Raw genomic sequence first — 25,293 nt, 5'->3', positions numbered from 1 at the left:
ACACGATGGCATGTCCATTCCAGCCCCAGATCGCCGCTCCAGCATAGACAACAGCTAAACCGCTCACGCCGATGACCGCTACTGTTATGCCTATATTGAGGATGTGGCGCAAGAACCATGGCCTCACGCGATTCAAGCGACACCATCCAGAAGATCGTCAATGCGCGCTGGGTGCCGGAACGGGGGTTCTAACATGTCGCTGGCACTCCCATACGCCCCAACCAGTTGCGCAACCACGCGCAGGCGGTTCCTGCCACAGGCCGATTGATATTGTCGTCAACCCAAGCGCCGACATCTCGGCCAGCCTGCAGAAACGACTGGTATTGGACATCCGTCAGCCACTTAAGCTGTGCGTAGAAGACCGTTTCGAGGCTTATGAGTACTCCTACACCGGCACTGATCAACCCAGTCAAGATAGCGATCATTGTGCCGCCGACTGCGCTCCAGTCCACCGGCGGGACTGCGCCGCTGCCAGCGAATCCCTGCAAAAGCGCGAGCGAGAGGCCTAACGCATCCAGCAGGTGGCGAAGTTGCTCATCGTTCTCTGAGTTTGGGCCCTTCGCTGTCGGTCCCGACGGCTTCGGCTCGGTGTGCGGGGGCTGCGGTGCGACGGGCGGTTTCGACTTGTCGGTGACGTTCTGCTGGGCCTGCACGGGCGTTGCACCGCAGCCGAGGGGGAGGCTGTCGGTTTGTGGGCTGACGCGGGCGCACTGGTTGCCGTCGATGTCGAGGTTGCTGGACGGGTTCGCCCACGCGTAGGCGTAGCGGTGCAGCGACCGAGGCTGGGTGAGCATGCCGCGCATCGGGTCCGCCGACGTCCATGACGCCGCCGTGGGGTCGTAGGTGCGGGCGTGGTAGTGGTTCAGGCCCTGGGTGGGGTCGGTGGTCTCGCCGGTGAAGTTGTCCGGTGCCGACCAGCCGGTGCTCTCGAACTGCTGCGCGCCCCAGTCGTCGTAGGAGGACAGCTGGGTGATCGAGGCGCCGACCGCGCCTGCCACGGTGGAGCCGAGGCGGTCCAGCAAGTCCCAGGTGGCCTCCCCGTTCGCGGTGACATGCTCGGCCAGCGCGCCGACCGCATCACGGATCGACGTCGCGGTGCCGGCACCGGGAGTGCTGGACTGCACCGGGTTCAGCCCGTCGAAGGTGGTGTGCGTGGTGGTGGAGCCGAACTGGGTCTCATCAGTGGTGGCCGTCCGGCGGCCCAAACCGTCGTAGCCGTACGAGGTGGTCCGACCGTCGCGCTGAACCTGGGTGGTCTGCCCGGCCGGGTTGTACCCGAACCGGGTCGACACCCCACCCACCGACTGATTCACGCGGTTCCCGGCACCGTCATATGAGTAGGCGGCCACCCCGCCGGACACGCCCCGGCCGCTGCCGGTCGTGGTGGAGCGGGTCAGCTGGTTCGCGTCGTTGAACATCGCCTGCTGGGTGAAGGTGCCATCCGCGGCCCCGCTGCGGGACCAGCTGGTGCGGTTCCCGGCCCGGTCGTAACCGTACGCGTTCTTCTCGCCCGCGTTCTTGCCGGCCGTCGTGGCGGAGGCGGTCAGTCGGTCCAAGGCGTCGTAGATGTACGCGACCGAAGACCTCTTCACCGAGACAACCGGAGACGGGACCGAGCCCCCGCCCGCACCCACGGCCACGCCCGTTGAGGCGACCTCATTGGGGCTGGACGCGATCGTCCGAGACGCAGAGGTGACGTTGCCGTCGCCGTCGTAGCCGTAGTGGTAGGTCAGCACGCCACCATCCGGAACCGGGTTCGCCGGGGTCGGGAGGGTACGGCCGTCCAGATACGGAGCGGTCTTCTCGCACAGCGGCGCGTCGCTGGTCGACTGAGCTCGCGCACCCAGGTACCCACCCACACCGGAGCACTTCGCCGCCGCTGCGTCGCCGGCCGCATACGGGGCCGGAGTGGCAGTGGGCGCCGGGGTCTGCGCCTCGGGCGGCGCCGGCGTGGTGTGCGCGATCGTGGTGACACGATCGTCGGCGTCGTAGGCGTAGCCGGTGCTGAGGCCGGTGGATCTGGTCTGCCGGGTCAGGTTTCCGGCTGGGTCCCACGCGAAGGTGAGCGAACCCCACGGCGATGACTGCGAGGTCGCCTTCCCCGCCTGGTCGTACGTGTACGACAGTTTCTGCCCGGTCGGGAGGGTGACTCCGGTGGTCTGCCCGGCCGCGTCGTAGGCGGTGCGGAGCTTGCCGCCCTGCTGGTCGATCTGGGTGGTGACCCGGCCATCCTTGTCGTAGGTGAAACCGGTGACTCCACCAGGGTCGGTGACCGCGATCAGGTTCTGGTCGGCGTCGTACTCGAACGTCGCGATCGCGCCGGCGGCATCCCGACGGGTCAGGTCTCCCCTCTTGTTGTACTGGTACGCGGTGGTCGCACCGGTGCCGGCAACCACGGAGGCCGTGCGACCTGCCGACGTGTACGTGGTACGCGTGGTGTTGCCGACCGGGTTGACCTCGCTGGTAGTCCGCCCCAGCGGGTCGACCGTGTACTGGGTGATGTGACCGTTCGGGTCGGTGACGCCGGTCAGGTTGCCGTCCGGATCGTAGGCGTAGGAGGTGATGACGTTGGTGTCGGGGGCGGGCTTCGCGCCCTTCTTGTACCCCTCGGTCACCCGGGTGAGCTGGCCTGCGGGGTCGTACGCGTACGCCGTGGTTGTTCCGTTCGGCGTCGTCGTCGAGGTCTGCTGACCGGCGAGGTCGTACCGGTAGGAGGTGGTCGCGCCGTTCGGATCGGTCACGGCGGTCTGTTGACCGTTGCCGTCGAACACGAACGTGCTGGTGTGCCCGTTCGCGTCGGTCATCCCGGTGCGGCGGCCGGCGCTGTCGTAGGCGTAGCTGGTGGTGTGCCCGGCGGGGTCGGTGACGGAGGCGACCAGATCGGTCGGTGTGTATCCAGTGATCGTGGTCCGGCCCAGCGGATCGGTCACCGACGTGCAGTTCCCTGCCGGGTCGTAGCCGTACGAGGTGCGCTCGCCCAGAGCGGTGGTCGCGGTAAGGACACGGCCGGACCCGTCGTAGCCGAACACCGTGACGTCACCGTTGCGGTTGGTGACCGAGATGAGGTTGCCGTCGGCGTCGTAACCGTGGTCCGTGTGCTTCCCCCGACCGTCGGTGACGCGCGTCACCCGGTCCATGACGTCGTAGGAGTACCGGGTGGTGACACCGTCGGCGTCCACCATGGCGATCATCCGGCCGACCTCGTCGTAGCGGTAGCGGGTGACAGCGCCGGTGGCGTCCTTCTCCGTGGTGAGGTTGCCACTGTCGTCATACGAGTAGCGGGTCGTGGCACCGGTCGGTGATGTCACGCTCGTGACGTTCCCGACGCCGTCGTAGGTCCGCTTCCAGGTGCCCCCGTTCGGGTCGGTGACCGTACCCACGCGGTCCCGGCCGTCCGGCGTGTACGTGGTGGTGGCGCCGAGCGGGTTCTTCTCAGCCAGGAGGTTGTCCTCGGAATCGTACGAGTAGCCGGTGGCCCCGCCTGTGGCGCTGGTGGAGGCGGTGAGATGGAACAGCGCATCCCAGGCGAAGGAGGTGGTCGCCCCGGTCGGATCCGTGACCGAAGCGACATGGTCATTGGGTTCATAGCCGTACTCGGTGACGCCTCCTGCCGGATCGGTCACCTGGGTGACCCGGTCGCCGCTGTCCCACCGGTAGGAGGTGGTGTGACCGTTCGGGTCGGTCTTGGCGGTGATCCGGCCGGCGCTGTCGTACGCGTACCGGGTCACCGCCCCAGTGGGATCCGTCACGGTCGTGATGTTGCCGGCACCGTCGTGATCATAGGTGGTCGTCGCCCCTGAGGGTTTCACCGTGGCGATGATGTTGCCCGCACTGTCGTAGCGGTTGGTGACGGTCGTCCCATCCGGCTGGTGGGTGACGGTCAGGTGGCCGGCGCCGTCGTACTCGTACGCCCACGTGCGAGCCGAACCCTTAGCACCACCCGCGTCCGTCTTGGTCGCCAGCAGACCCGTCGGCGTATATGTGTACTTGGTCACCTGGCCGGACGGCGAGGTCTCGGTGAGGATGTTGCCCGCACCGTCGTACGTGTACTTCGTGGTGTGGGCATTCTCGTCCGTCGAGGTGGTCACATTGTTCTGCGCATCGAAGGCGAACGACGCGGTCGTCCCGTCGGGATGCTGCACCTTGATGATCCGGAACTGGGCGTCGTAGAAGTAGACACTCACCCGGCCCAACGTGTCCGTGTAGGTCGTCTGGCCGGGCTTGGAGTAGTCGAGCGTGCGCAGCTTGCCTGCAGCATCCCACTGCTTCACGATTCGCCCAGCGGAGTCGTACTCGTTCTTCAGATACTGGGCGCCGGTCGCATCGGTGCCGGTGAGCAACTGGTGCGATTCGTCGTAGCCGAACTGGTGAGTTCGACCATCCGGCAGGGTGACCATCGTCAGGTCGCCCGCAGCGTCGTAGGCGAGCGACCAGCGGTCGCCGCCTGGGCGGATGAATCCTGTTACGCGTCCCAGTGCGTCGGATTCGACCTGTATGACCTGGCCTCCGGGCACGGTGATGGAGGTCAGCGGCACGAACTGCTGCACATCCTCATTCGGGGCGCCATACGTGAGAGTGGTGGTGTTCCCGCTCGCGTCCGTGTGTGAGATCAGCTCCCCGATGCCCTCGATATCGCCGGCGTCGAATACCCACGACTCTCCCGACACATCGCGAAGCAGAAGTCGTCCACCCGGCTGCTCCGACAGGGTCTGATGCACGGCCGGATCCGCAAGGTACCCGCCATGTCCGTCCGGATTGAACACGAAGGTGGCTCCGTCGCCGCGCACCACCATCACGCTGCCGTCGCTGAACCGCTGTGCGCGAGCCCCCAGCCCGAACGACCACCCGGCGCCCACCCGGGAGAGGCGGCCATCCTGCGAGTTGTAGAACAGGGTCAAATCCGTGGCGGAACCGCCCAGCCCGGGAAGGGAGAACAACTTCTCCTGCTCGACCAGGTTTCCGGTGGAAAAGGAGAACGGCTCCCCTCCATACGTCAGATAGTTCTGCAGTCCGAGCAACCGCCAGCGGGCGATCTCCGCCGCAGTGGGCGGAGAGGGCCAGCCGCCGGTGACCGGATCGGTGCAGTCGAACCCCTGCGTCTCCAACCACTTTCCGAGCCCGGTGAGGACCCCGTCTGCGATGTGCGAGAAGCCGTTGTCGATCACCGCGCGGTCGAGATTGTTGTCCATGAACAACGCTTCGAGATGCGTCAGAGCACCCGGCACCCCGTCGAATTCGCTCCCGGGGAAGTTGCCGTTGTTGCCCATGTTCTTCGCCGGACGCGACGTGTACGTCGGCAGGTTGCCGACCAGGGAGTTCGACAGCGCATCGTCGGCGGCCCGCCCGCGCGAATACGACTGCGACCCGCCCAAGGCCGGGTCGACGCCGCCCCACGACTCACCATCCAGCGTGTTGAAACCGATTCCCAGCGTGGCGACCGGGTTCGCGTTCGACGCGATCCCTGCCCGCGTTTCGCGGCTGATGAACGGCACCGCCGGATCCTCCCGGGTGATCGTCACCGTCGCCCGGCAGTCCTGCTGCAGTTGCGCCGACACCAGCTGCGCCAGGCGGATGTTGAACCCGAGCTCCGTCACCGGCGGCGCCGGCGTCGACACATGCCCCTCATCGTTGTCCGGGTCCAGGACGATCACCGGACCGGGCGGCGGCACGAACTTGATCCCGATCACCACGAACTCCGACAGGTGCGTCGACTCCCCCCTCACCTGCCCGCTCTTCGCGTCGAAGTACGACGGAAGCGCGGTCCACGCCTCTCCCGGCTTCTCCCGCGTGTAGATCTTCAGCGAGTCCGGGTCCAGCCCGTTCGCCTTCACGGCCTCCATGTCCGGTGTGATCGATAACGCGACACCGGGGATCACATCCGAGACGATCGGGCCCTTCTTGCCCCCGCCACGCGTGTGCACCCTCTTGGCGGGGAACTTCGTCTGCGCCTTGCCCGCCTTGTCCTTCGCGGTGATCTGCACGGGCTGCGACACCGGCACGCCCCCGCCCGGCTGCTCCGCCTGCGCCGACACGAGGGCGTCCTTCGCCGCCGAACCCACCGACACGTCTAGTTCACCCGCAACGTCATTGCCCGAGAAGGTCGCCGAAACTCCCAGGTCGTCAGCCGTGATCGTGGACGAGGCATCGGGCCGCACCGTCCCCTCTGCCGCCGGCGCCGGCGCCTCCGTCTGAGCGGCGACGCGAGCATCCGACCCTGCGGCCGCCGCCCGCACTTCGGCCAGCGTCGCTGCCGCCGTCCGCCGCGCGACCTCCCACGGGGCCGCCTCCGCCGGCGTCACCGTCCCGACCACCGTCAACGCACCCACAGCGACCGCGGCGACCACGCCGCGCAACACAGCAGCCCGCATCAGGCGGCGCTGCTCGCGCTGACGGCGGCCGCGAACAGGTGCCGCTTCCGGGCCAGGACCAGGCCCACCGCGATCAGCGCGGCCGCCAGCACGCCGATCAGCCAGATCGCGATCGTGGCGCCCGTGCTCGCCAGCCCCGACCGGCCGATCACACAGGCTGCGAGCTGGATCGCGTCGGAGACCCCGTCCGCGTCGTAATCCTCATGGCCGGTCGCACACGCCGTCGTGCCGCAGATGACCACCGACGCCCACTTCGGGACACCGTTCGCATTCTGATCCGCGTTACCCGTCACACAGGTCGCCGAACCGCACACGATCTGACGAGCGAAATCCGGGATCGCATCCCCGACCGAATCCTTCGTCGGCGACGCGCAGGTCACCGTGCCGCACGCTCGAACCTCGACCCAGTCCGGAACGCCGTCCTTGTCGCGGTCCTCACGCCCGGTCGCGCAGGTCGCCGAGCCGCAGACGACCCGCTCGACCGTGTCGGGAATCGTGTCGGAATCGGCATCGCACGTCGCGGCATCCGCCGTCGACGGGCACGAGACCGCCGCCGTCTCAGCTCCCGCTGCACGGGAAGCCGGCGCCGCGAGCACCAACGCGGCGGCAAGCAGAAGTGCGCCGACCACCGCGAGCGCGACAGACTGCGAAACGGCTAGGAACCGGTTATGGGATTGCGTCACACCCTGAAAGACGAGGACATCGCCCACTCGTGACGCGGATCCCGCGATTCATTTCATTCCGCGGCGGTGCACCCGCCTGCGCGACCTACGGATCGCGCAGGCGGGCCGGCCGGCGGAGGGGCCCATCCCACCTGGCCCCTCCGCGACGTTCACACCAGGGCGGCCGAGAAGCGCACCGGGCGGAACGTGTCGAGCAGCGGCGACTTCTCGCCGGTGAGGATCTCGCGCGCGAGCAGTTCGCCCGCGATGAGACCCAGCGTGGCGCCGCTGTGCGTGAAGGCGACGAAGTAGCCGGGGATCTGCTCCAGCTCGCCGAGGACCGGCTCTCCGTCGCCCGGGATGGGCTTGCCGCCGATGCCGAAGCCGTCGAACTCAAGGCGCGGGTTGCCGGCGAGGACGCGGGACGCCTCCTCGAGCAGCCGGTCGACGATGCCGTCGGGGACGGTGACGGACCCGTCGTCGCCCAGGATCAGGGCCTCCTCCGACCAGGCGGAGTCGAGCGCGAGAGCGCCGGTCGGAGTCGGACGCACCGCCACGTTCGGCGTGTTGAGCACGGCGGTGAGCTCAGTCTCCACCGGCTTCGTCCAGACCAGGAGCGCGGTCGGGCTGCCGTCGTCGATCACGACGCCGTGCTCGGCGACCTGCGCGGGGACGGAGGGGCCGGTGGCGAGCAGCACGGCATCGGCACCGAACCGGCGGCCGTCCGGGGTGACTGCGCCCGCCGCGCGGCCGTCCTCGACCGCGACCTCGACGCGGCCTGCATTCGTGATGAGCTCGCCGCCTCGGGCGACGAACTCCTCCGCGAGGTGCGCGATGAGCGACGGGAGGTCGACCCATCCCTCGCCCGGGTTGAAGATCGCACCCTCGGGAGCTATGGACGCGGGGTCGACACCGGGAGTCCAGGCGGCGACCTCGTCGGCGGCGAGCCACTGGGCGTCGTATCCGATCGCGCGCTCGTGCTCGAGGACCGGACGGTACGACTCGCCCTCCGGCGCCCACGTCAGGCCGCCGTCGAAGCGCAGGAAGCCGGACACGTCGGCGCGAGCGGCGAGGGTGCGGTAGCGGTCGATGCCGAGCTGGCGGAGCGCGTGGTACTCGGGAGAGCGGTGCCCTGCGGTGTTGAGCCAGGAGAGCGAGCGCCCGCTGGCGCCGCTGGCGAGCTCGCCCTCGGTCAGCAGGGTCACGTCGGCGCCGGACCGGACCAGCTGGGTCGCGGTCGAGACGCCGAGGACACCGCCGCCGATGACGACGACGCGGGAACGGGAGGATGGGGCGGTCATGGTGCTCACTTTCGGTTCTGCATGTGGATGGAGTCGATCAGTTCGAGGACCGCGAGGCTCTCCCGAGCGTCGACGGGCAGCGGCGAGCCGTCGCGCAGGGCGCGGGCGAGCCGCCGGTAGAACTCGGCGTAGTCGCCAGGAACGAGCGAGACCTCGTCCGGGTGGGAGTCGGTACCGAGGCGGGCGGGCGCGATGGCGCGGCCGAGCCGGGGGTCTCCCGGGCGCATCCCTCCGGACAGCTGGCCCTCCTGCGGGTCGAGCCCCCAGGAGACGAACCCGGAGCGGGAGCCGAGCACGCGGAAGCGCGGGCCGGCGATCGGGGCGACGGCGCTCATCCAGAGGTGGCTGGTCGTGCCGGACTCGTGCTCGATCGCGACGAAGACGTCATCGTCGGCTCCCCCGCCGCGGCGGTTGCGGACCTCCGAATGGGCGACGCGGCCAGGCCCGAACAGGAGCAGGGCCTGGTCGATCAAGTGCGCGCCGAGGTCGAATAGGATGCCGCCGCCCTCGGCCGCACCGGTGGTCGACTTCCAGGAGTCGTCCGCCAATGGCTTCCACCACTCGAAGCGGGACTCGAACCGCCGGACACCCCCGAGCGAGCCGTCGTCGACGAGGCGCCGCAGGGTGAGGAAGTCGCCGTCCCAGCGCCGGTTCTGGAAGACGGTGAACGGGACGCCGGCGGCCTCCGCCCGCTCGACGAGGGCACGCCCGGACGCCGCGTCCGGCGCGAACGGCTTGTCCACGACGGTGGCGAGCCCGGCCTCCACGGCGGCGGTCGCCTGCGCGACGTGCAGCGGGGTCGGCGACGCCACGACGACGACATCCAGCCCGGGATGCGCGAGCAGCGCCTCCACATCGGGCACGGCCGTAGCGGACGGATGATCGGCGGAGATCCGGTCGGTCTGCGAGGTGACGACCGCCGCCAGCTCGAACTCGGGATCCGCCGCGATGAACGGCGCGTGGAACACCCGCCCGGCGACACCGTACCCGATCAGCCCGACGCGGAGGGGCGCGGCGCCGCTCACAGGACCTCCGAGAGGAAGCGCTGCAAGCGCGGGCTCTGCGGACGGTCGAACAGGTCGTCCGGCCGGCCGGCCTCCACGACCCGTCCCTCGTCCATGAACACGACCTGATCGGCGACCTTGCGGGCGAAGTTCATCTCGTGCGTGACGACGACCATCGTCATGCCGCGTCGGCCGAGGTCCGCCATCAGGTTGAGGACGCCCTTCACCAGCTCCGGGTCGAGGGCGCTGGTCACCTCGTCGAAGAGCATGACCTCCGGCTCCATGGCGAGCGCCCGGGCGATCGCGACGCGCTGCTGCTGGCCGCCGGAGAGGTCGCGCGGACGGTGGTCCATCCGCTCGCCCAGGCCGACCTCCACCAGGCGCTCCTCGGCGATCCGCTGCGCCCCCGCCTTCGGCATCCGCTTCACCGAACGCAGCGCGAGCATGACGTTCTGGAGGGCGGTGTGGTCCGGGAACAGGTTGAAGTGCTGGAAGACGAGGCCGATCCGGCGACGCAGCGCGTCCGGCTTGGCGCCCAGGATGCTGCTGCCGTCGAGCAGAACGTCGCCGCTCTTCGGCTCGTGGAGGCGGTTGACGCCGCGGAGCATCGTCGACTTGCCCGACCCGGAGGGGCCGATCACGCAGGTCGTGGTTCCGGGCGCCACCGAGAGGGTCACCCCACGGAGCACGTCGATGTCGCCGTAGGCCATGGTGAGGTCGAGGAGATCGAGGGCGGAGCCGCGGAAGTCGGGTGTCTGCTGCGCGGGCAGCGGAGAGGTGTAGGTCATGTGTTGCTCCCGAGGGTGAGGGGCGCGGGCGGTTGGACCTCATCCAGCTCGTCGAGTCCGCTCTGTGGTGGGGTGGGCTTGCGGCGCCCGGTGCGGAACCGGTTGTCGAAGTAGTTGACGAGGTGGGTCAGCGGCACGGTGATGACCAGGTAGAACAGCCCGGCCAGGACCAGCGGCGACAGGTTGCCGGTGAGCACCGCCGCATCCTGACCGACCCGGAACAGCTCGCGCTCGCCGACCAGGAGGCCGAGGAAGTAGACGAGGCTGGAGTCCTTCACGATGGCGATGAACTGGTTGACGAGGGCCGGCAGCACGCGGCGGACGCCCTGCGGGACGACGACCAGCCGCATCGCCTTGGCGTAGCTGAGGCCGAGCGCGCGGCACGCCTCCAGCTGTCCCTTCTCGACGCTCTGGATGCCGGCTCGGAAGATCTCGCCGATGTACGCGGCCGCGATGAGCGACAGCGCGAGGATGCCGAGCGGGTACGGGGACGGACCGAAGACCGCCTGCGAGAACCGCGCGAACCCCTGGCCGATGAGCAGGATGGTGAGGATCGCCGGCAGGCCGCGGAACACGTCCGTGTAGACGCGGGCGGGGATGCGCAGCCAGCGGGAGGTGGAGATCCCCATGACGGCGACCACCATTCCGAGCACGACACCGATGACGGTCGCCGCGATCGAGATGATCAGCGTGTTGACGAGTCCGACGCCGAGGAGCTGCGGGAAGACCTGCAGCATCGACGGGATGTCGAAGAAGGTGTGCGTGATGGTGTCGAGCCAGTCCATGGGGATCTCCCTGAGGTCCTACTTCGATGAGGCCGACGGCGTCGGGGTCGCGGTCCGCTCGGCCTTCGGCAGGTACTGCGTGGGCATCGGGGAGCCCGGGAACCACTTCTGGTAGAGCTTCTTCCAGGTGCCGTCCTCCATCGCCGCGTGAAGCGCCGTGTTCAGGGCCTTCTTCAGCGCCGGGTTGCCCTTGGCGATCGCGAAGCCGGCGGGGGCGTCGAAGGAGGGGATGTCCTCCGCGTCCTTCAGCGTCGGGTACTGGGCGACGTAGCTCTTGGCCGCCTCGTAGTCGAGGAAGTGCGCATCCACCGAGCCGCTGTTGATCGCCGAGACGGCGGCGTTGTTGTCGGGGAAGCGGACGAGGTCGGCCTTCGGGAAGTTCTTGACCGCGTAGGCCTCCTGGAGCGTGCCCTGCACGACGCCGAGACGCTTGCCTGCGAGGTCCTTGGCGGAGTCGATCCCGCTCGCCTTGGTGGTGAGCACGGTCAGGTAGCCGGCGAGGTAGCCGTCCGAGAAGTCGACCGTCTTCTTGCGCTCGTCGGTGATGCCGATGGCCGCGACGCCCACGTCGAACTGGTGGTTGGCGACCGCCGCGAGGAGGCCGGAGAAGTCCTGCCCGGTGAAGACCGCCGTGCCGAGGCCGGCACGCTTGGCGACGTCGGTGAACAGCTCGACGTCGAAGCCGGTGAAGTCGCCCTTGGCGTCGGTGAACGTGTACGGCTTGGCGTCGCCGAGGCTGGCGACGCGGACGGTGCCCGCCTGGATGAGCCCGTACGGGTTGTCCTTGGTCGCCGAGCCCGCGGCGCCGCCGGCGCTGCAGGCGGCGAGGACCAGGGCGGCGGAGGCCGCGGCGGCCAGCAGTGCGGCCGGCCGGAGGAAAGTGCGTCGTTTCACTGCGGGGGTCCAATCGTCTGGAATGGTCGGCGAGAAACAGGACGTGCGATCCTCGTCGATCCGCTGTTGCTGAGACCGGTCTCTGGCGATTACGCTGAGACCGGTCTCAGTTGGTTTTCTGGGACGTTACAACACGTCTCGGGTGTTCGTCAACACGGCAGACGCGAACAGGAAGGGTTCACCGATGTCCCCACGACCCGCGTCCCGCCGCGCCGTCACGGTGGCCGACATCGCCCGCGCGGCGAAAGTCTCCAAGGCGACCGCGGCCCGGGCGCTCGGCGACTACGGGCAGGTGAGCGACGCCGTCCGCTCGCGCGTCCAGGCCGCAGCGGAGGAGCTCAACTACCGCCCGAACGCGCTGGCCCGCTCGATGAACACGGGACGCTCGAACACGATCGGCGTCGTCGTCGGCGACATCGAGAACCCCTTTTTCGCCCACGCCATGCGCGGCATCTCCGACGTCGCCAGCAGAGCCGGGTACGACGTCATCCTGACCAACTCCGACGAGGTGGTGGAGGCTGAGCAGGCCGCAGTGGACGTCCTGCTCGACAAGCAGGTGGATGCCCTCATCGTCGCGCCGGCCTCCTCGGCGCGGGTCGAGCACCTGGCAGCCGTCGGTGCGGCCGGCCGGCCCCTGGTGCTGCTCGACCGCCGCGCGGACGCCCACCACTACGACTCGGTCACGGTCGATAACCGCTCCGCCGCGGTGCGCGCCACAGCGGAACTGCTCGCGCAGGGCCACCGGCGGATCGCGTTCATCTCGACGCACGACCACCCTGCGCCGGTGTACACGCCGGGCGCAACGATCACCATGTCGAGCGTCGCCGACCGCGTCGCCGGCGTGATGGAGGCGCTCACCGACGCGGGCATCCCGTCACCCGAGCGCACGATCCGCCTGGACGCGCGACGCCGCGGTGTGGATGCGGTGACCCGCGAACTCCTCGAGGACGACGACCCGGTCACCGCGATCATCGCGTCGGACAGCCTGATCGCGATGACGGTGTTCCAGACCATCCGGACGCTCGGCCTCTCCATTCCGGGCGACGTCTCCCTGATCGCCTTCGACAACCCGGAGTGGACGTCGATCACCACTCCCCCGCTGACGGTGGTGGAGCAGCCGATCTACGAACTGGGTGCCGCCGCCGCACGCCTGGCGCTGCAGCGCATCCACGGCGAGCGCGTCGACGAGGAGTCGGTGGTCTTCGACGCGACCCTCGTGTCGCGCGCCTCCGTCGCGTCCGTCGGCGCCGCACCGCGCGCGTCCGTCGCCGCACCCTTCCCGATCGCCGCGGCACTCCCCAACCCCTGCGATTCGTGACGAATCAGGGGAAAATGCGGCGCTGAGCCCCGATTCGTCACGAATCGGGAAACGGCGGGAGGCTCAGGGGCGCGACTCGCGCGCGCTCTGGATGGCGCGCAGGTCGCCGAGGGCGCGGTCCGTTTCGCGGGTGACGCGGCCGCCGCGCGCGAGGATCGCCGCCGGCAGCCAGTCGCTGAGGACGAACCGCTTGGGGGCGACGGGAACGCCGCCGTTCGTCCGGGCCGGGTGCCTCACCCAGCCGTGCTCCATTCCCTGCGTCCATGTCGTGTTTGCCATGACCCTCACGTTACGGACGTAAAGATTCGGACACGAGATGGCTTTCGGTCTATCTTCGCAAAGATTGCGCCATTACACTGGCGGCATGATCCGATCGGTCGCCGTGCCCCTCATCGAGGACTTCGCCATGTTCGAATTCGGCGTCGTCTGCGAGGTCTTCGGCCTCGACCGCAGCTACGCGGGTCTGGAGCCGTTCGACTTCCGCGTCTGCTCCATCGAGCCGGGTGAGCCCGTACCGAGCCCCGCCGGCGTCACGGTCACCGCACCCTACGGGCTCGGAGCGATGGAGGGCGCCGACCTCATCGCCATCCCCGCCGCCGAGATCCGCGACGAGTACCCGCCGGAGTTCCTGGATGCGCTCCGCCGCGCCTACGACCGCGGCGCCATCCTCCTCAGCGTCTGCTCCGGAGCGTTCGCGCTCGGCGCCGCGGGCCTGCTCGACGGCCGCGACTGCACCACGCATTGGCGGTACTCGGACGCGCTCCAGCGGCGCTTCCCGAATGCACGCGTCGACCCCGACGTCCTCTTCGTCGACGACGGGCGCATCATCACCAGCGCCGGGACCTCCGCCGGCATCGACGCCAGCCTCCACCTCGTCCGCCGCGAGCTGGGCAGCGCCGTCGCCAACACCATCGCGCGGAACATGGTCGTGCCGCCCCAGCGCGACGGCGGCCAACGGCAGTACATCGACCGCCCGGTCAGCGACTGCGAGGACGACACCTTCAGCGAACTGCTCGACCACCTCACCGACCGGCTGGACGAGCCGCACACGGTGGGCAGCCTGGCGGAACGCGTGCACATGTCCACCCGCAGCTTCTCCCGCCGCTTCGTCGCCGAGACGGGCGTGCCGCCGATGCAGTGGCTGACCACCCAGCGCGTCCTGCACGCGCGACTGCTCCTCGAAACCACCGATCTGCCCATCGACGAAGTCGCCCGTCAGTGCGGCTTCGGCAGCGCCACCCTCCTGCGCCACCACTTCGACGCGGAGGTCGGGATCCCGCCGACCCGCTACCGCGCCGCCTTTGCGCGCGCATGATGACGCGGGGCGAGGTCGTCGCCCCGATAGTGCCGCAGCAGCCGCCAGTTCCGCATCGCCAACTCGCCGCACAGGGCGACGGTCACCAGCCCGCAGACGACGACACCCCAGGCCCGCGGGTTCTCGCCCTGCGTCGGGATGGCAACCGCCAGCGCGACCGTCGCGATCAGCGCGAGAACGGCCAGCAGACCGCCGATGCCCGCCCGGCGGACGGCCCGCACGCGATCCATCCGATCTCCCATGACCGGAAACTACTCCGCCGCGTCGGTGAACAACAGATGAACACGACGAAGCCCCCGCCCGATCATGTCCGGGGCGGGGGCTTCGAGGGTGCTTCGAGGGTCAGTGCTTGAAGGCGTCCTTGACCTTCTCGCCGGCCTGCTTGACGTCGGCCTTGGCCTGGTCGCCCTTGCCTTCGGCCTCGAGGCGCTCGTCGCCGGTGGCCTTACCGGTAGCTTCCTTGGCGTTTCCACCCAGCTTTTCTCCGGCGTTCTCGATCTTGTCGTCGAGTCCCATGACGTCCCCTTTCGTGGTCCGATTTCACCCACGACGCTCCCACCGTTGGAGGGGCGGGTCTACCCCTGCGGTCCGAGCTCCCACCGCATGCCCAGGCGGTGCCGAGCGGACGGCCGAGGTCGCGCGTCATGACGTTGACGACGGAAAAGGACGTCTGACTCGATCGTTCAGCGCCCGACCGGCACGGCGACGGGTTCGGGCATGACGAGCAGCCCGTTCGGCCGGTGGGTGCCGTCCATCAGCGCCTCAAGCCACTCCCGGTTGAGCGGCGCGAGGGTGGATTCGTCGTACCGGAAGCGGATCGGGAGGCCGTTGTCGATCCAGATCGCCTCGCGGCCGCCGTCCCCGTCCGGAACCCAGTTGAGGGCGAAGGTCTCGCGCCGGCGGAGCTTGGTGGTGATGACGACCTGCAGGTGGGCGAGCAGCCGATCTCCGAAGGCATACTCCGTTCCTCCGTAGCTGAGCACACCCATCCGCGTCTCTCCCCTCGCTGGCGCCCCCGCTCGTGCGGGTGGTCGGGTAGCTAGCCTATACATATTGCTTGCCTGTCTAGCAATCTGCCTCGCTCGGGAATTCAAGGCCTACTCGACCCCAGGACGCTCCCCGAGAATGAAGCGTGTGAGCACCTACCGTCTTCAGATCTCCCCCGAATTCACCCTGCGCGATGCGACGCAAGTGCTCGACTACATCCGGCGCCTCGGCGCCGACTGGGTGTACCTCTCTCCGCTGCTGGAGGCGGAGCCCGGCTCGATGCACGGCTACGACGTCGTCGACCACAGCCGGGTCGACGCCTCCCGCGGCGGCCCGGAGGCGCTGCGGGAGCTTTCGGAGGCGGCGCACACGCGCGGTCTGAAGGTGCTCGTGGACATCGTCCCCAACCACATGGGCGTCGCAACGCCCGAGCTGAACGCGTGGTGGTGGGACCTGCTGACCTACGGTCAGGACTCGCGCCACGCCTCCTATTTCGACATCGACTGGGCCTTCGGGCAAGGCAGGCTGCGTCTCCCGATCCTCGGCGACGGGCCGGACGAGGAGGACGCGCTGCGCGTCGAGGACGGCGAGCTCCGCTACTACGACCACCGCTTCCCTCTCGCCCCGGGCACGGGCGAAGGCACCCCGCAGGAGGTGCACGCGCGCCAGCACTACGAGCTGATGTCGTGGCGCCGGGCCGACGCGGAGCTCAACTACCGCCGGTTCTTCGCAGTGACGACGCTCGCCGGCCTCCGGGTCGAGGACGAGCAGGTGTTCGACGACACCCATCGGGAGATCGGACGCTGGCTCAGCGAGGGACTGGTCGACGGCCTCCGCGTCGATCACCCGGACGGCCTCCGCGACCCCGGCCAGTACCTGGAGCGCCTCCGCGCGCTCGCCCGCGACGCCCCGATCTGGGTGGAGAAGATCATCGAGGGCGACGAGCGGATGCCCGACTGGCCGGTGCAGGGGACGACCGGGTACGACGCCTTGGCCGTGATCGACCGCGTCTTCGTCGACCCCTCCGGCGAGGGGCCGCTCACGGCTCTCGCCGGCGAGCTGGACGGCCGCGAGGAGAACCAGGACTGGACGGACCTGGTCCACCGGCGCAAGCGCGCCGTCGCCGACAGCATCCTCCGCTCCGAGGTGCTGCGCGTGGTCCGCGAGCTGGGTGAGGGCTTCGACGAGGAGGACGCGGATGGGGTCGCCGAGCTGGCGGCCTGGTTCCCGGTGTACCGCAGCTACCTGCCGTTCGGCGCCGAGCACCTGGATGCGGCGCGATCGGCGGCCGCGGAGTCCCGCCCCGACCTCGCCCCGGTGATCGCCCGCATCGCCGACCGCCTCGGGTACCGGTTCGAGCAGACGACCGGCGCGATCATGGCGAAGGGCGTCGAGGACAACGCCTTCTACCGTTTCACGCGGCTGGTCTCGCTCACCGAGGTGGGCGGCGATCCGTCCGAGTTCGCCCTGTCGCCGGAGGAGTTCCACCGCAGGCAGGCCGACCGCCAGCGGCTGCTGCCCGACTCCATGACGGTGCTGTCCACCCACGACACGAAGCGCGGGGAGGACACCCGCGCGCGCATCTCCGTGCTCGCCGAGCTGCCCGGGCGGTTCGAGCGCTTCCTGCGGACGGTGCGCGAGCACGTCGGCTTCGGCGACGGATCGCTGGAGAGCCTGCTGTGGCAGTCGATCGTCGGCGCCTGGCCGGCCTCGCGGGAGCGGCTGCAGGACTACGCGCTGAAAGCGGCGCGCGAGGCCGGCGCCTCCACCGGCTGGACCGACCCGGACCAGGAGTTCGAGGCCCGGATGGCCGCAGCCGTCGACGCCGCGTTCGACGACGACCGGGTGCGCGCCGAGGTGGAGGCTCTGTCCGCCGTCATCGACGCGCCGGGGGCGAGCAACGGACTCGGCGCCAAACTGCTGCAGCTCCTCTCTCCGGGGCGCCCGGACGTCTACCAGGGCTCCGAACGGTGGGAGCGGTCGCTGGTCGACCCGGACAACCGCCGTCCGGTCGAGTTCGACGCCTCTGCCGCCCTCCTTGCGCACATCGACGAGGGATGGCTCCCCGAGGTCGACTCGTCGGGCGCCGCCAAGGTGCTGGTCACCTCCCGGGCGCTGCGCCTGCTGCGCGATCGGCCGGAGCTCTTCACCGGCTACCGGCCGCTGTACGCAGAAGAGTCCCGCGCGGGACACCTGATCGGCTTCGACCGCGGCGGCGCTGTGGCCCTCGCCACGCGGCTGCCGGTCGGTCTCTCCGCCACCGGTGGCTGGGCCGACACCGCCATCGACCTGGGAGAGGAACCCATGCGCGACGAGCTGACCGGCCGCGAGATTCGTGGCCGGGTGCCCCTGTCCACCGTCTTCGAGCGCTACCCGGTCGCACTGCTGGCGGTGACCCGATGACCGCCGGAGCCTGGGGCGACCGCCGGTTCCCGGTCTGGGCGCCGATCGCGCACAGTGTCGATGTCGTGATCGACCAGATGGGCGCCTTCCCGCTCACCCCGGTGCCCCCGACGGAGGACACCCCGGCCGGCGGCTGGTGGGAGCTGGCGGAGGCGCCTGAGCTTCCTGCGCATCCCGTCGACTACGGGTTCGTGGTCGACGGAGACGGCCCGTTCCCCGACCCGCGCTCGCTTCGGCAGCCGTCCGGCGTGCACGAGCTGAGCCGCGAGTTCGACCCGCGCTCCCACGAGTGGGCCGACGGCACCTGGGAGGGCCGCGACCTGACCGGCGCGCTGATCTACGAGCTCCACCTCGGCACCTTCACTCCGGAGGGCACGCTGGATGCCGCCGCCGAGCGTCTGGACCACCTCCTGGAGCTCGGCGTCGACGCCATAGAGCTGCTGCCGGTGAACGCGTTCAACGGCACGCACAACTGGGGCTACGACGGCGTGCTCTGGTACGCGGTTCAGGAGCAGTACGGGGGACCTGCGGCCTACCAGCGGTTCGTGGAGAGCTGCCACGAGCGCGGCCTGGCCGTCATCCAGGACGTCGTGTACAACCACCTCGGGCCGAGCGGCAACTACCTGCCCAAGTTCGGCCCCTACCTCGGGCAGGGTGCGAGCACCTGGGGTGTCAACGTCAACCTCGACGGCCCGCTGTCGGACGAGGTCCGCCGCTACATCCTCGACAACGCCGAGTACTGGCTGCGCGAGATGCACGTGGACGGGCTCCGCCTGGATGCGGTCCACGCCCTCCAGGACCACACGGCGACCCATCTGCTGGAGGAGCTGGCGGTGCTCGCAGACGAGCTGGCCGGTGAGACGGGGCGGCCGCGCACGCTGATCGCCGAGAGCGACCTGAACGACCCGAAACTCGTCCGGACCCGCGCCCACCACGGCTACGGACTCCACGCCCAGTGGGACGACGACGTGCACCACTCCATCCACGCCAACCTGACCGGCGAGGACACCGGCTACTACGCCGACTTCGCCGAGCCGGGCGCACTGGTGAAGGTCTTCCAGCGCGGGTTCTTCCACGACGGCACGTGGTCGAGCTTCCGGGAGCGTCGCCACGGCCGCCCCCTGGACCCGGAGATCCCCTTCACCCGCCTCGTGGCCTTCAGCCAGGACCACGACCAGATCGGCAACCGCGCCGCCGGCGACCGCCTGGCCGCAACCCTCGACCCTGGGCGCCTGGCCGTCGCCGCCGCCCTGACCCTGCTCGGCCCGTTCACCCCCATGCTCTTCATGGGAGAGGAGTGGGCGGCCACCACGCCGTGGCAGTTCTTCACCTCCCACCCGGAACCGGAGCTCGGGAAGGTCACCGCCGAGGGCCGCATCGCGGAGTTCGCCAAGATGGGCTGGGATCCCGCCGTCGTGCCCGACCCCCAGGACCCGGAGACGTTCCAGCGCTCCAAACTGGACTGGTCGGAGCCATCCCGGCCCCAGAACGGTCGCATGCTCGACTGGTACCGAGTGCTCGGGGCACTGCGCCGAACGATCCCCGCGGAGGCCCGAGCGACCGATGTCGCCTACACGGACGGTGTCTTCCGCTTCGCCCGCGGCGGACTGCTCGTGGAGGTCAGTCTGTCCGGCAGCGGCCTCGGCGCGCCACCCGCCGACGCGGTGGCCGCCTTCGGCGAGGCGGTGCGCGTCACTGCTGTCTGACCGGACGCCGACAAGCGCTTATAGATCGTGGGCGGCCGTGTCAATGCCTGGTTGGAGCAGGCGCTCCGCAGGTATCGTGGCGGTCTACCGATGGAGGCTTCGTGTCCCAGCCCTGCCCCCGGCCGCACCGCCGGAACACCCACAGCGCCCACCACCAGGGGACATCCCTGTGACCGCGACCTCGCGGCCGTACCCGCTCGGCGTCACCCTCCACGAGGGCGGCGCGAACGTCGCCGTCTACAGCGAGCACGCCGACACGGTGACCGTGTCGCTCTTCGACCACCGCGGGCGCGAGAAGCAGACGGTCCTCACCGAGCGCACCGGCCACGTCTTCCACGGCTTCGTCCCGGGGCTCGCCGCCGGAACGCGCTACGCCCTCCGCGTCGACGGCCCCTGGGACCCGGCCAACGGCCTCCGCTTCTCGCCCGCCAAGGTGCTGCTGCCCCCGCACGCCCGCGCCGTCACCGGAGCGTGGGACAACTCGCAGGCCGTCTTCGGCCACCAGCTGGGGCGGCCGAAGCGCCGCAGCGACACCAACGGCGCCCGCCACGTCGCGCTCGGCGTGGCCATCGACCCGCACGAGTTCGACTGGGGCGACCACCAGCGCCCGCGCACACCGCTCAGCGAGACGATCATCTACGAGATGCACGTGAAGGGCTTCACCAAGCTCATGGAGTGGGTGCCGGAGGAGTTCCGCGGCACCTACGCCGGTCTCGCTCATCCCGCCGCCGTCGAGTACCTGAAGAACCTCGGCGTCACAGCGGTCGAGCTGCTGCCCATCCACCAGTTCGTCCAGGATGCTCACCTGCAGGAGAAGGGCCTCCGCAACTACTGGGGCTACAACTCCATCGGGTTCTTCGCGCCGCACAACGAGTACGCCGCCACCGGCGACACCGGCCACCAGGTCGACGAGTTCAAGGGCATGGTGAAGGCGCTGCACGCGGCCGGCATCGAGGTCATCCTCGACGTGGTCTACAACCACACCGCCGAAGGCAACGACCTGGGCCCGACGTACAGCTTCAAGGGAATCGACAACCCGTCCTACTACCGCCTGGTGGAGGGCGACGGTGCGCACTACTTCGACACCACGGGCACCGGCAACAGCTTCAACGTGAGCCACCCGGCCGCGCTGCAGGTCATCATGGACTCGCTGCGGTACTGGGTCGAGGACATGCACATCGACGGCTTCCGGTTCGACCTGGCGACGACGCTGACCCGCCAGGGCGGCGACGCGAGCCTGCACAGCGCGTTCCTGACCCTGATCCAGCAGGACCCGACCCTCGCCCAGGTCAAGCTGATCGCCGAGCCCTGGGATGTCGCCGGCTACCAGCTGGGCGGGTTCCCGGCCGACTGGTCGGAGTGGAACGGAAAGTTCCGCGACGATGTGCGCGACTTCTGGCGCGGCACTCCCGGGGTGCTGTCCACGCTGTCCCAGCGGGTGCTCGGCAGCCCCGACATCTACGAGGACTCGCGCCGGGCGCCGCTCTCCAGCGTCAACTTCATCACGGCGCACGACGGTTTCACCCTCGCCGATCTCACCAGCTACAACGAGAAGCACAACGAGGCCAACGGCGAGGACAACCGCGACGGCGAATCGGACAACCGCTCCAGCAACTACGGCGTCGAAGGGCCGACCGACGACGAGGGTATCAACGCCTTCCGCCGCCGGCAGCGCAAGAACTTCCTCGCCACCGTCCTGCTGTCCGCGGGCGTTCCGATGATCCTCGGCGGCGACGAGATCGGCCGCACCCAGCAGGGCAACAACAACGCCTACTGCCAGGACAACGAGATCTCCTGGTTCGACTGGCAGAACGCCGACTGGGAACTGCACGAGTTCACCTCCAAGCTCATCCGGCTGCGCCGGGAGGAGCCGGCCCTCCGCCCGGAGTGGTACCGGCACGCACCCGAGGTCGGCGGGCCGGACATCGTCTGCATCCTCCGCGCCGACGGCGAGCCCTTCGCCGACGAGGACTGGGCTGATCCGGAGGCGCGCTCCATCGCCTTCGAACTGCGGCATGAGGAGGCCGACGCGTTCCTGCTCATGCTGAACGGGGCCGGCAACGGGGTCGAGTTCGTCCTGTCGGACGCCCCCGGCGCCCGCTGGGAGCTGGAGCTCTCGAGCGACCCTGAGCTCGTCCTCGGCGACGGCGACAGCGTCATCCTCGGCGAGTCCTCCTTCGCGCTGCTGAGGTCCCGGAGGTCGTGATGCGCGAGTCGACCATCCCGGCGCTGCTCGGCCGCTACCGGCCGCAGCACGTCATCGGGCGCGGCGGCGAGGCCAGCATCTTCCGCGCCACCGACGAGATCCTCGGCCGCGAGGTCGCCATCAAGCTGTACCGGTCGGGCGGCGAGGAGGAGATGACCCAGTACCGCACCGAGCAGGCGGCGCTCGCGCGGCTCAGCCACCACGGCATCGTGTCGCTCATCGACGCCGGGATCGACTACTCCGCCCCCAAGGACCCGCGCCCGTTCCTGATCATGGAGCTGGTCTCGGGCACCGACCTGGCGGAGATGCTGGCTCAGCGGGAGCTGACGCTGGAGGAGATCTCGGAGGTCGCCTACGACATCTCCGAGGCACTGGAGTACGTCCACGCCAACGGCGTCGTCCACCGCGACATCAAGCCGTCCAACATCATGCTGGTCTCCTACGGCACGACGACGTTCCGCGCTCGGGCCCGGCTGACCGACTTCGGCATCGCCAGCGGCATCACGGGCGTGCCCTCCCAGGCCGACGAGGGGAAGACGACCGGAACCGCGGCCTACCTCAGCCCCGAGCAGGCCATGCGGCGCCCGGCCACGCCGGCGAGCGACATCTACTCGCTCGGGCTCGTGCTGCTGGAGTGCTTCACCCGCTCGGTCGCCTACCCGGGCAGCGCAGTCGAGTCGGCGCTCGCCCGCCTCGAGCACGAGCCCCCGGTGCCGGACAACCTCCCGGACAGCTGGACGCCCATCCTGCACGCGATGACCTCCGGCGACCCCGCGGCGCGGCCGACGGCCCAGCAGCTCACCCCGAAGTTCCGGGAGGCGGTCATCGCGGCGGCCGGCCTCCAGCGGAAGGCGTGACGACGGCCGGGATGGACGCCGCCGCCATCGAGGACCACGCCGCCATCGGCGACGGGAGGACCGTCGCGCTGATCGACCTCGCCGGGACGGTCGACTGGCTCCCCATCCCGAGCCTGGACTCCCCACCGGTCTTCGCCTCCCTGCTCGATTCGGGGCGCGGGGGACGGATGCAGTTGCATCCGGTCAGCGAGTTCACGATTCAGCGGCGGTATCTGCCGGGCACGAACGTGCTCGAGAGTACGTTCACGACCGCCAGCGGAACGGTACGGGTGACCGACGCGCTGGTCACCGGCGTCGCCGGGCGCCTGCCGTGGCTGGAGTTCGCCCGGCGCATCGAGGGCGTCGACGGAACCGTGGTGATGGACTGGTCGGTCGAACCCGGTACGGCGCTCGGGACCTGGAGCCCGTGGGCGGAGCACATCGACGGCAACCGGATCCTGCGCGTCGGCACGGTCAACATCGGTGTCACCGGCCTGGCGGACACCGAGCACGACCTGCAGGCGCCGCGCTTCGGCGGCCGCATCCGCGTGGGCACGGGCACGCGGAGAACCCTCACGGTCGTGGCGACCTTCGACGAGCCGCTGCACTTGCCGAAGCCCGAGAACGTCGACCTCAGCATCGATCGCACCGCCTCGAACTGGGAGCTCTGGTCGCGCACCTTCTCGTACAGCGGCCCGTGGGCGGACACGGTGCATCGCAGCGCGCTCGCGCTGAAGCTGCTGCTGTACGCACCCACCGGTGCGGTCGCCGCGGCCGCCACGACCTCCCTCCCGGAGTCGTCCCGCGGGGGCAAGAACTGGGACTACCGCTTCGCCTGGGTCCGCGACACCGCATACTCGCTGCGCGCGCTCGCCCGCTTCGGGCTCCGGGAGGAGACCCACGCGGCGATCTCGTGGCTGCTGCAGGCGGTGAAGGGCGACCCGGCCGAACTGCGCGTGCTCTACGGGCTCCGGAACGAGTCGGATGCAGAACCGGTCGTCCACGACGTGCCGGGCTGGCACGGCATCGGGCCGGTCGTCACGGGGAACCGTGCCGCCTCCCAACTGCAGCTCGGCGTCTACGGCGACCTCCTCAGCATCGCGCTCGCCTACGCGGCGGCCGGCAACGTGCTCGACGTCCCCACCCGGCGGCTGGTGTCCGACGTGGCCGACCGGGTCTGCGACGTGTGGCGGCAGCCCGATTCCGGGATGTGGGAGCTGAGCGAGCTGCGGCACCACACCTCCTCGAAGATGGGCTGCTGGCAGGCACTGCAGGCGGCGCAGCAGCTGGCCGAGCTGGGACAGGCCAACGGCACTCCGGAGCGGTGGCGCCGGGAGGCCGAACTCATCCACGAGTGGGTCGACGAGCACTGCTGGTCGGAACGGCTCGGCGCGTACACGATGGTGGCCGGGGAGGACGAGCTGGACGCCTCCGTGCTCCTCCACGCGCCGAGCGGCTTCGACCGAGGGGACCGGATGCGCTCCACCATCGCCGCCCTGCGCCGCGACCTGGGGCGCGGGCCGCTGCTGTTCCGGTTCACCGGCGCGGAGGCCGAGGGCGAGCGCCCGTTCGTCGCCTGCTCGTTCTGGCTCGCCGCCGCGCTGGCTTGCGTCGGCGAGCTGGACGAAGCCACGACCCTGATGGACGACCTGGTCGCGCGGGCCAACGACGTGGGACTGTACGCCGAGATGATGGATGAGGACGGCACCTTCTGGGGCAACTTCCCGCAGGCGCTCTCCCACCTGGGTCTGATCGACGCCGCGCTGACGATCGCCGACCTGCGGGGCTGACCCGCGCCGGCGGCGATCCGCAGCTCACCCGTGCGTCACCGGACCGGCGCAGCGCCGAGATGGCGGGCGAAGAAGCGGCTGGCTTCGTCACCCGCGAAGTGCGGGACGCCCGTGTGGCCGCCCATGTTGGCGTAGAGCGACTTCTCGGTCGATCCGAAGGCGTCGAAGAGATCGAGCGCCATCCCCCGGTCGTTCCCGTCGTCATCCCACTGGAGGAGAACGTGCAGCGGGATGCTCACCCGCCGCGCCTCTTCCAGGGTCGCGCGCGGCACGTAACTGCCGGCGAAGAGTCCGGCCGCCGCGATGCGCGGGTCGATCGCGGCCAGGCGGACTCCGATCGCGATCACCCCGCCGGAGAATCCGACCTGCTCGCCGATCTCGGGAAGGCCGAGCACCTCGTCGAGCGTGGCCTGCCACTCCGGCACCGCCTTCTCGACGAGAGGAAGGATCAGCCGGTCGATGACGTCGTCCGAAGGCCGTTCCCCGGCGGAGATCGCACGGATGAGCTCTGCTCGAGCGTGCTCCGCTCCGGGCAGCGGCGTCCGGTCGCCGGCCCCCGGCGGCTCGATCGAGACCGCCGCGAAGCCCTGCGCGGCGGCGGCGCGCGCGCGGGCCAGCAGGCGGGGATACATCCGTCCCATCCCGAGCCCGCCGGGTTGCCCCATCAGGATGAGCGGAACGGGCGCGGACGAGGAAGCGGCTGGTGGCGTCCACAGGATGCCGCGGAGATCACCGAGGTCACCGAGAGTGAATTCACGCTCGGTGATGCCCTCGTCGAGAATCTGTTCAGAAGTGAAGTGCATGGTCGTGCCTTTCGGGAGTGCAGCGGGGAAGCGGCGCTCCCGGACGACCTATCGCCCGACCGTGACTTCCCGGAGGAGCACCATCGTCAATTCGTTCACGGGTACCACCTCCTCAGATTCCTTCACG

Annotated in this window: 19 protein-coding genes; 7 read left to right on the top strand and 12 right to left on the bottom strand. The window is 69.7% G+C overall.

Annotated elements, in window-relative coordinates; all coding sequences use genetic code 11:
* Nucleotides 1–188: 188 nt before the first annotated feature.
* From SB754_RS18205 to SB754_RS18175, 7 genes are all read right to left on the bottom strand, one after another.
* Nucleotides 189–6,368, bottom strand: coding sequence for an RHS repeat-associated core domain-containing protein (locus tag SB754_RS18205; RefSeq protein ID WP_410783813.1), 6,180 nt, complete (start codon nucleotides 6,366–6,368; stop codon nucleotides 189–191).
* Entirely contained in the window at nucleotides 6,368–7,078 is a 711-nt protein-coding gene (locus SB754_RS18200; RefSeq protein WP_410783812.1) for a hypothetical protein, read from the bottom strand. Before SB754_RS18200 ends, SB754_RS18205 begins: the two co-directional genes overlap by 1 nt.
* Nucleotides 7,079–7,200: 122 nt before the next feature.
* On the bottom strand, nucleotides 7,201–8,331 hold the full coding sequence (locus tag SB754_RS18195; RefSeq protein WP_410783811.1) for an NAD(P)/FAD-dependent oxidoreductase: 1,131 nt from the start codon (nucleotides 8,329–8,331) through the stop codon (nucleotides 7,201–7,203).
* A 5-nt stretch (nucleotides 8,332–8,336) separates the two neighbouring features.
* The gene (locus SB754_RS18190) at nucleotides 8,337–9,356 is read right to left on the bottom strand and encodes a Gfo/Idh/MocA family oxidoreductase (RefSeq protein WP_410783810.1); all 1,020 of its coding nucleotides are present in this window, start codon (nucleotides 9,354–9,356) and stop codon (nucleotides 8,337–8,339) included.
* Nucleotides 9,353–10,123, bottom strand: a complete 771-nt coding sequence (locus SB754_RS18185; RefSeq protein ID WP_410783809.1) for an amino acid ABC transporter ATP-binding protein — start codon at nucleotides 10,121–10,123, stop codon at nucleotides 9,353–9,355. Before SB754_RS18185 ends, SB754_RS18190 begins: the two co-directional genes overlap by 4 nt.
* Complete coding sequence (locus tag SB754_RS18180; protein ID WP_410783808.1) at nucleotides 10,120–10,908, bottom strand: amino acid ABC transporter permease; 789 nt, start codon at nucleotides 10,906–10,908, stop codon at nucleotides 10,120–10,122. Before SB754_RS18180 ends, SB754_RS18185 begins: the two co-directional genes overlap by 4 nt.
* A gap of 18 nt (nucleotides 10,909–10,926) precedes the next feature.
* On the bottom strand, nucleotides 10,927–11,802 hold the full coding sequence (locus tag SB754_RS18175) for an ABC transporter substrate-binding protein (protein ID WP_410783807.1): 876 nt from the start codon (nucleotides 11,800–11,802) through the stop codon (nucleotides 10,927–10,929).
* Between the two features lie 184 nt (nucleotides 11,803–11,986).
* On the opposite strand from SB754_RS18175, the gene SB754_RS18170 reads away from it, so the two are divergent.
* Nucleotides 11,987–13,120: a LacI family DNA-binding transcriptional regulator gene (locus SB754_RS18170; protein ID WP_410783806.1), complete on the top strand. Its 1,134-nt coding sequence runs from the start codon at nucleotides 11,987–11,989 to the stop codon at nucleotides 13,118–13,120.
* A 63-nt stretch (nucleotides 13,121–13,183) separates the two neighbouring features.
* Here the strand turns inward: SB754_RS18170 and SB754_RS18165 are convergent, their stop codons facing one another.
* A complete protein-coding gene (locus tag SB754_RS18165; RefSeq protein ID WP_410783805.1) occupies nucleotides 13,184–13,399 on the bottom strand; it encodes a hypothetical protein in 216 nt (71 codons plus the stop codon).
* Between the two features lie 85 nt (nucleotides 13,400–13,484).
* Here SB754_RS18165 and SB754_RS18160 point away from each other — a divergent pair, with 85 nt between their 5' ends.
* Complete coding sequence (locus SB754_RS18160) at nucleotides 13,485–14,435, top strand: GlxA family transcriptional regulator (protein WP_410783804.1); 951 nt, start codon at nucleotides 13,485–13,487, stop codon at nucleotides 14,433–14,435.
* Here the strand turns inward: SB754_RS18160 and SB754_RS18155 are convergent.
* From SB754_RS18155 to SB754_RS18145, 3 genes are all read right to left on the bottom strand, one after another.
* Complete coding sequence (locus tag SB754_RS18155) at nucleotides 14,408–14,677, bottom strand: hypothetical protein (protein WP_410783803.1); 270 nt, start codon at nucleotides 14,675–14,677, stop codon at nucleotides 14,408–14,410. The two genes, SB754_RS18160 and SB754_RS18155, sit on opposite strands and share 28 nt — an antisense overlap.
* A 100-nt stretch (nucleotides 14,678–14,777) precedes the next feature.
* A complete protein-coding gene (locus tag SB754_RS18150; protein WP_410783802.1) occupies nucleotides 14,778–14,951 on the bottom strand; it encodes a CsbD family protein in 174 nt (57 codons plus the stop codon).
* Between the two features lie 167 nt (nucleotides 14,952–15,118).
* Nucleotides 15,119–15,424 (bottom strand): hypothetical protein, encoded by a 306-nt coding sequence (locus SB754_RS18145; protein WP_410783801.1) that lies wholly within the window; start codon nucleotides 15,422–15,424, stop codon nucleotides 15,119–15,121.
* Between the two features lie 136 nt (nucleotides 15,425–15,560).
* On the opposite strand from SB754_RS18145, the gene treY reads away from it, so the two are divergent.
* The 5 genes from treY to SB754_RS18120 all read left to right on the top strand — a co-directional run bounded on the left by treY (nucleotide 15,561) and on the right by SB754_RS18120 (nucleotide 24,363).
* Nucleotides 15,561–17,825, top strand: a complete 2,265-nt coding sequence (gene treY, locus SB754_RS18140) for a malto-oligosyltrehalose synthase (RefSeq protein ID WP_410783800.1) — start codon at nucleotides 15,561–15,563, stop codon at nucleotides 17,823–17,825.
* Nucleotides 17,822–19,531, top strand: coding sequence for a malto-oligosyltrehalose trehalohydrolase (gene treZ / locus SB754_RS18135; RefSeq protein WP_410783799.1), 1,710 nt, complete (start codon nucleotides 17,822–17,824; stop codon nucleotides 19,529–19,531). Before treY ends, treZ begins: the two co-directional genes overlap by 4 nt.
* A 169-nt stretch (nucleotides 19,532–19,700) precedes the next feature.
* Nucleotides 19,701–21,737 (top strand): glycogen debranching protein GlgX, encoded by a 2,037-nt coding sequence (gene glgX, locus SB754_RS18130; protein ID WP_410783798.1) that lies wholly within the window; start codon nucleotides 19,701–19,703, stop codon nucleotides 21,735–21,737.
* Nucleotides 21,737–22,594, top strand: coding sequence for a serine/threonine-protein kinase (locus SB754_RS18125; RefSeq protein WP_410783797.1), 858 nt, complete (start codon nucleotides 21,737–21,739; stop codon nucleotides 22,592–22,594). The genes glgX and SB754_RS18125 overlap by 1 nt, the downstream gene beginning before the upstream one ends.
* Before the next feature lie 11 nt (nucleotides 22,595–22,605).
* Nucleotides 22,606–24,363, top strand: a complete 1,758-nt coding sequence (locus SB754_RS18120; protein ID WP_410783970.1) for a glycoside hydrolase family 15 protein — start codon at nucleotides 22,606–22,608, stop codon at nucleotides 24,361–24,363.
* A gap of 35 nt (nucleotides 24,364–24,398) precedes the next feature.
* Here SB754_RS18120 and SB754_RS18115 read toward each other — a convergent pair whose 3' ends face one another.
* Complete coding sequence (locus SB754_RS18115) at nucleotides 24,399–25,166, bottom strand: alpha/beta hydrolase (RefSeq protein WP_410783796.1); 768 nt, start codon at nucleotides 25,164–25,166, stop codon at nucleotides 24,399–24,401.
* Between the last annotated feature and the right edge of the window lie 127 nt (nucleotides 25,167–25,293).

The organism is Leifsonia sp. SIMBA_070, assembly GCF_046534635.1.
In the GTDB taxonomy this organism is placed as follows: Bacteria; Actinomycetota; Actinomycetes; order Actinomycetales; family Microbacteriaceae; genus Leifsonia.
This window is presented reverse-complemented; position numbering and strand designations above follow the sequence as displayed.

Bases quoted from the DNA above. Each gene is read 5' to 3' on its own strand.
- SB754_RS18155 (WP_410783803.1), bottom strand. From the start codon at position 14,677: ATGGGAGATCGGATGGATCGCGTGCGGGCCGTCCGCCGGGCGGGCATC.
- SB754_RS18185 (WP_410783809.1), bottom strand. From the start codon at position 10,123: ATGACCTACACCTCTCCGCTGCCCGCGCAGCAGACACCCGACTTCCGC.
- SB754_RS18145 (WP_410783801.1), bottom strand. From the start codon at position 15,424: ATGGGTGTGCTCAGCTACGGAGGAACGGAGTATGCCTTCGGAGATCGG.
- SB754_RS18150 (WP_410783802.1), bottom strand. From the start codon at position 14,951: ATGGGACTCGACGACAAGATCGAGAACGCCGGAGAAAAGCTGGGTGGA.
- SB754_RS18195 (WP_410783811.1), bottom strand. From the start codon at position 8,331: ATGACCGCCCCATCCTCCCGTTCCCGCGTCGTCGTCATCGGCGGCGGT.
- SB754_RS18120 (WP_410783970.1), top strand. From the start codon at position 22,606: ATGGACGCCGCCGCCATCGAGGACCACGCCGCCATCGGCGACGGGAGG.
- SB754_RS18165 (WP_410783805.1), bottom strand. From the start codon at position 13,399: ATGGCAAACACGACATGGACGCAGGGAATGGAGCACGGCTGGGTGAGG.
- treZ (WP_410783799.1), top strand. From the start codon at position 17,822: ATGACCGCCGGAGCCTGGGGCGACCGCCGGTTCCCGGTCTGGGCGCCG.
- SB754_RS18160 (WP_410783804.1), top strand. From the start codon at position 13,485: ATGATCCGATCGGTCGCCGTGCCCCTCATCGAGGACTTCGCCATGTTC.
- SB754_RS18170 (WP_410783806.1), top strand. From the start codon at position 11,987: ATGTCCCCACGACCCGCGTCCCGCCGCGCCGTCACGGTGGCCGACATC.
- treY (WP_410783800.1), top strand. From the start codon at position 15,561: ATGAAGCGTGTGAGCACCTACCGTCTTCAGATCTCCCCCGAATTCACC.
- SB754_RS18205 (WP_410783813.1), bottom strand. From the start codon at position 6,368: ATGCGGGCTGCTGTGTTGCGCGGCGTGGTCGCCGCGGTCGCTGTGGGT.
- SB754_RS18180 (WP_410783808.1), bottom strand. From the start codon at position 10,908: ATGGACTGGCTCGACACCATCACGCACACCTTCTTCGACATCCCGTCG.
- SB754_RS18125 (WP_410783797.1), top strand. From the start codon at position 21,737: ATGCGCGAGTCGACCATCCCGGCGCTGCTCGGCCGCTACCGGCCGCAG.
- SB754_RS18115 (WP_410783796.1), bottom strand. From the start codon at position 25,166: ATGCACTTCACTTCTGAACAGATTCTCGACGAGGGCATCACCGAGCGT.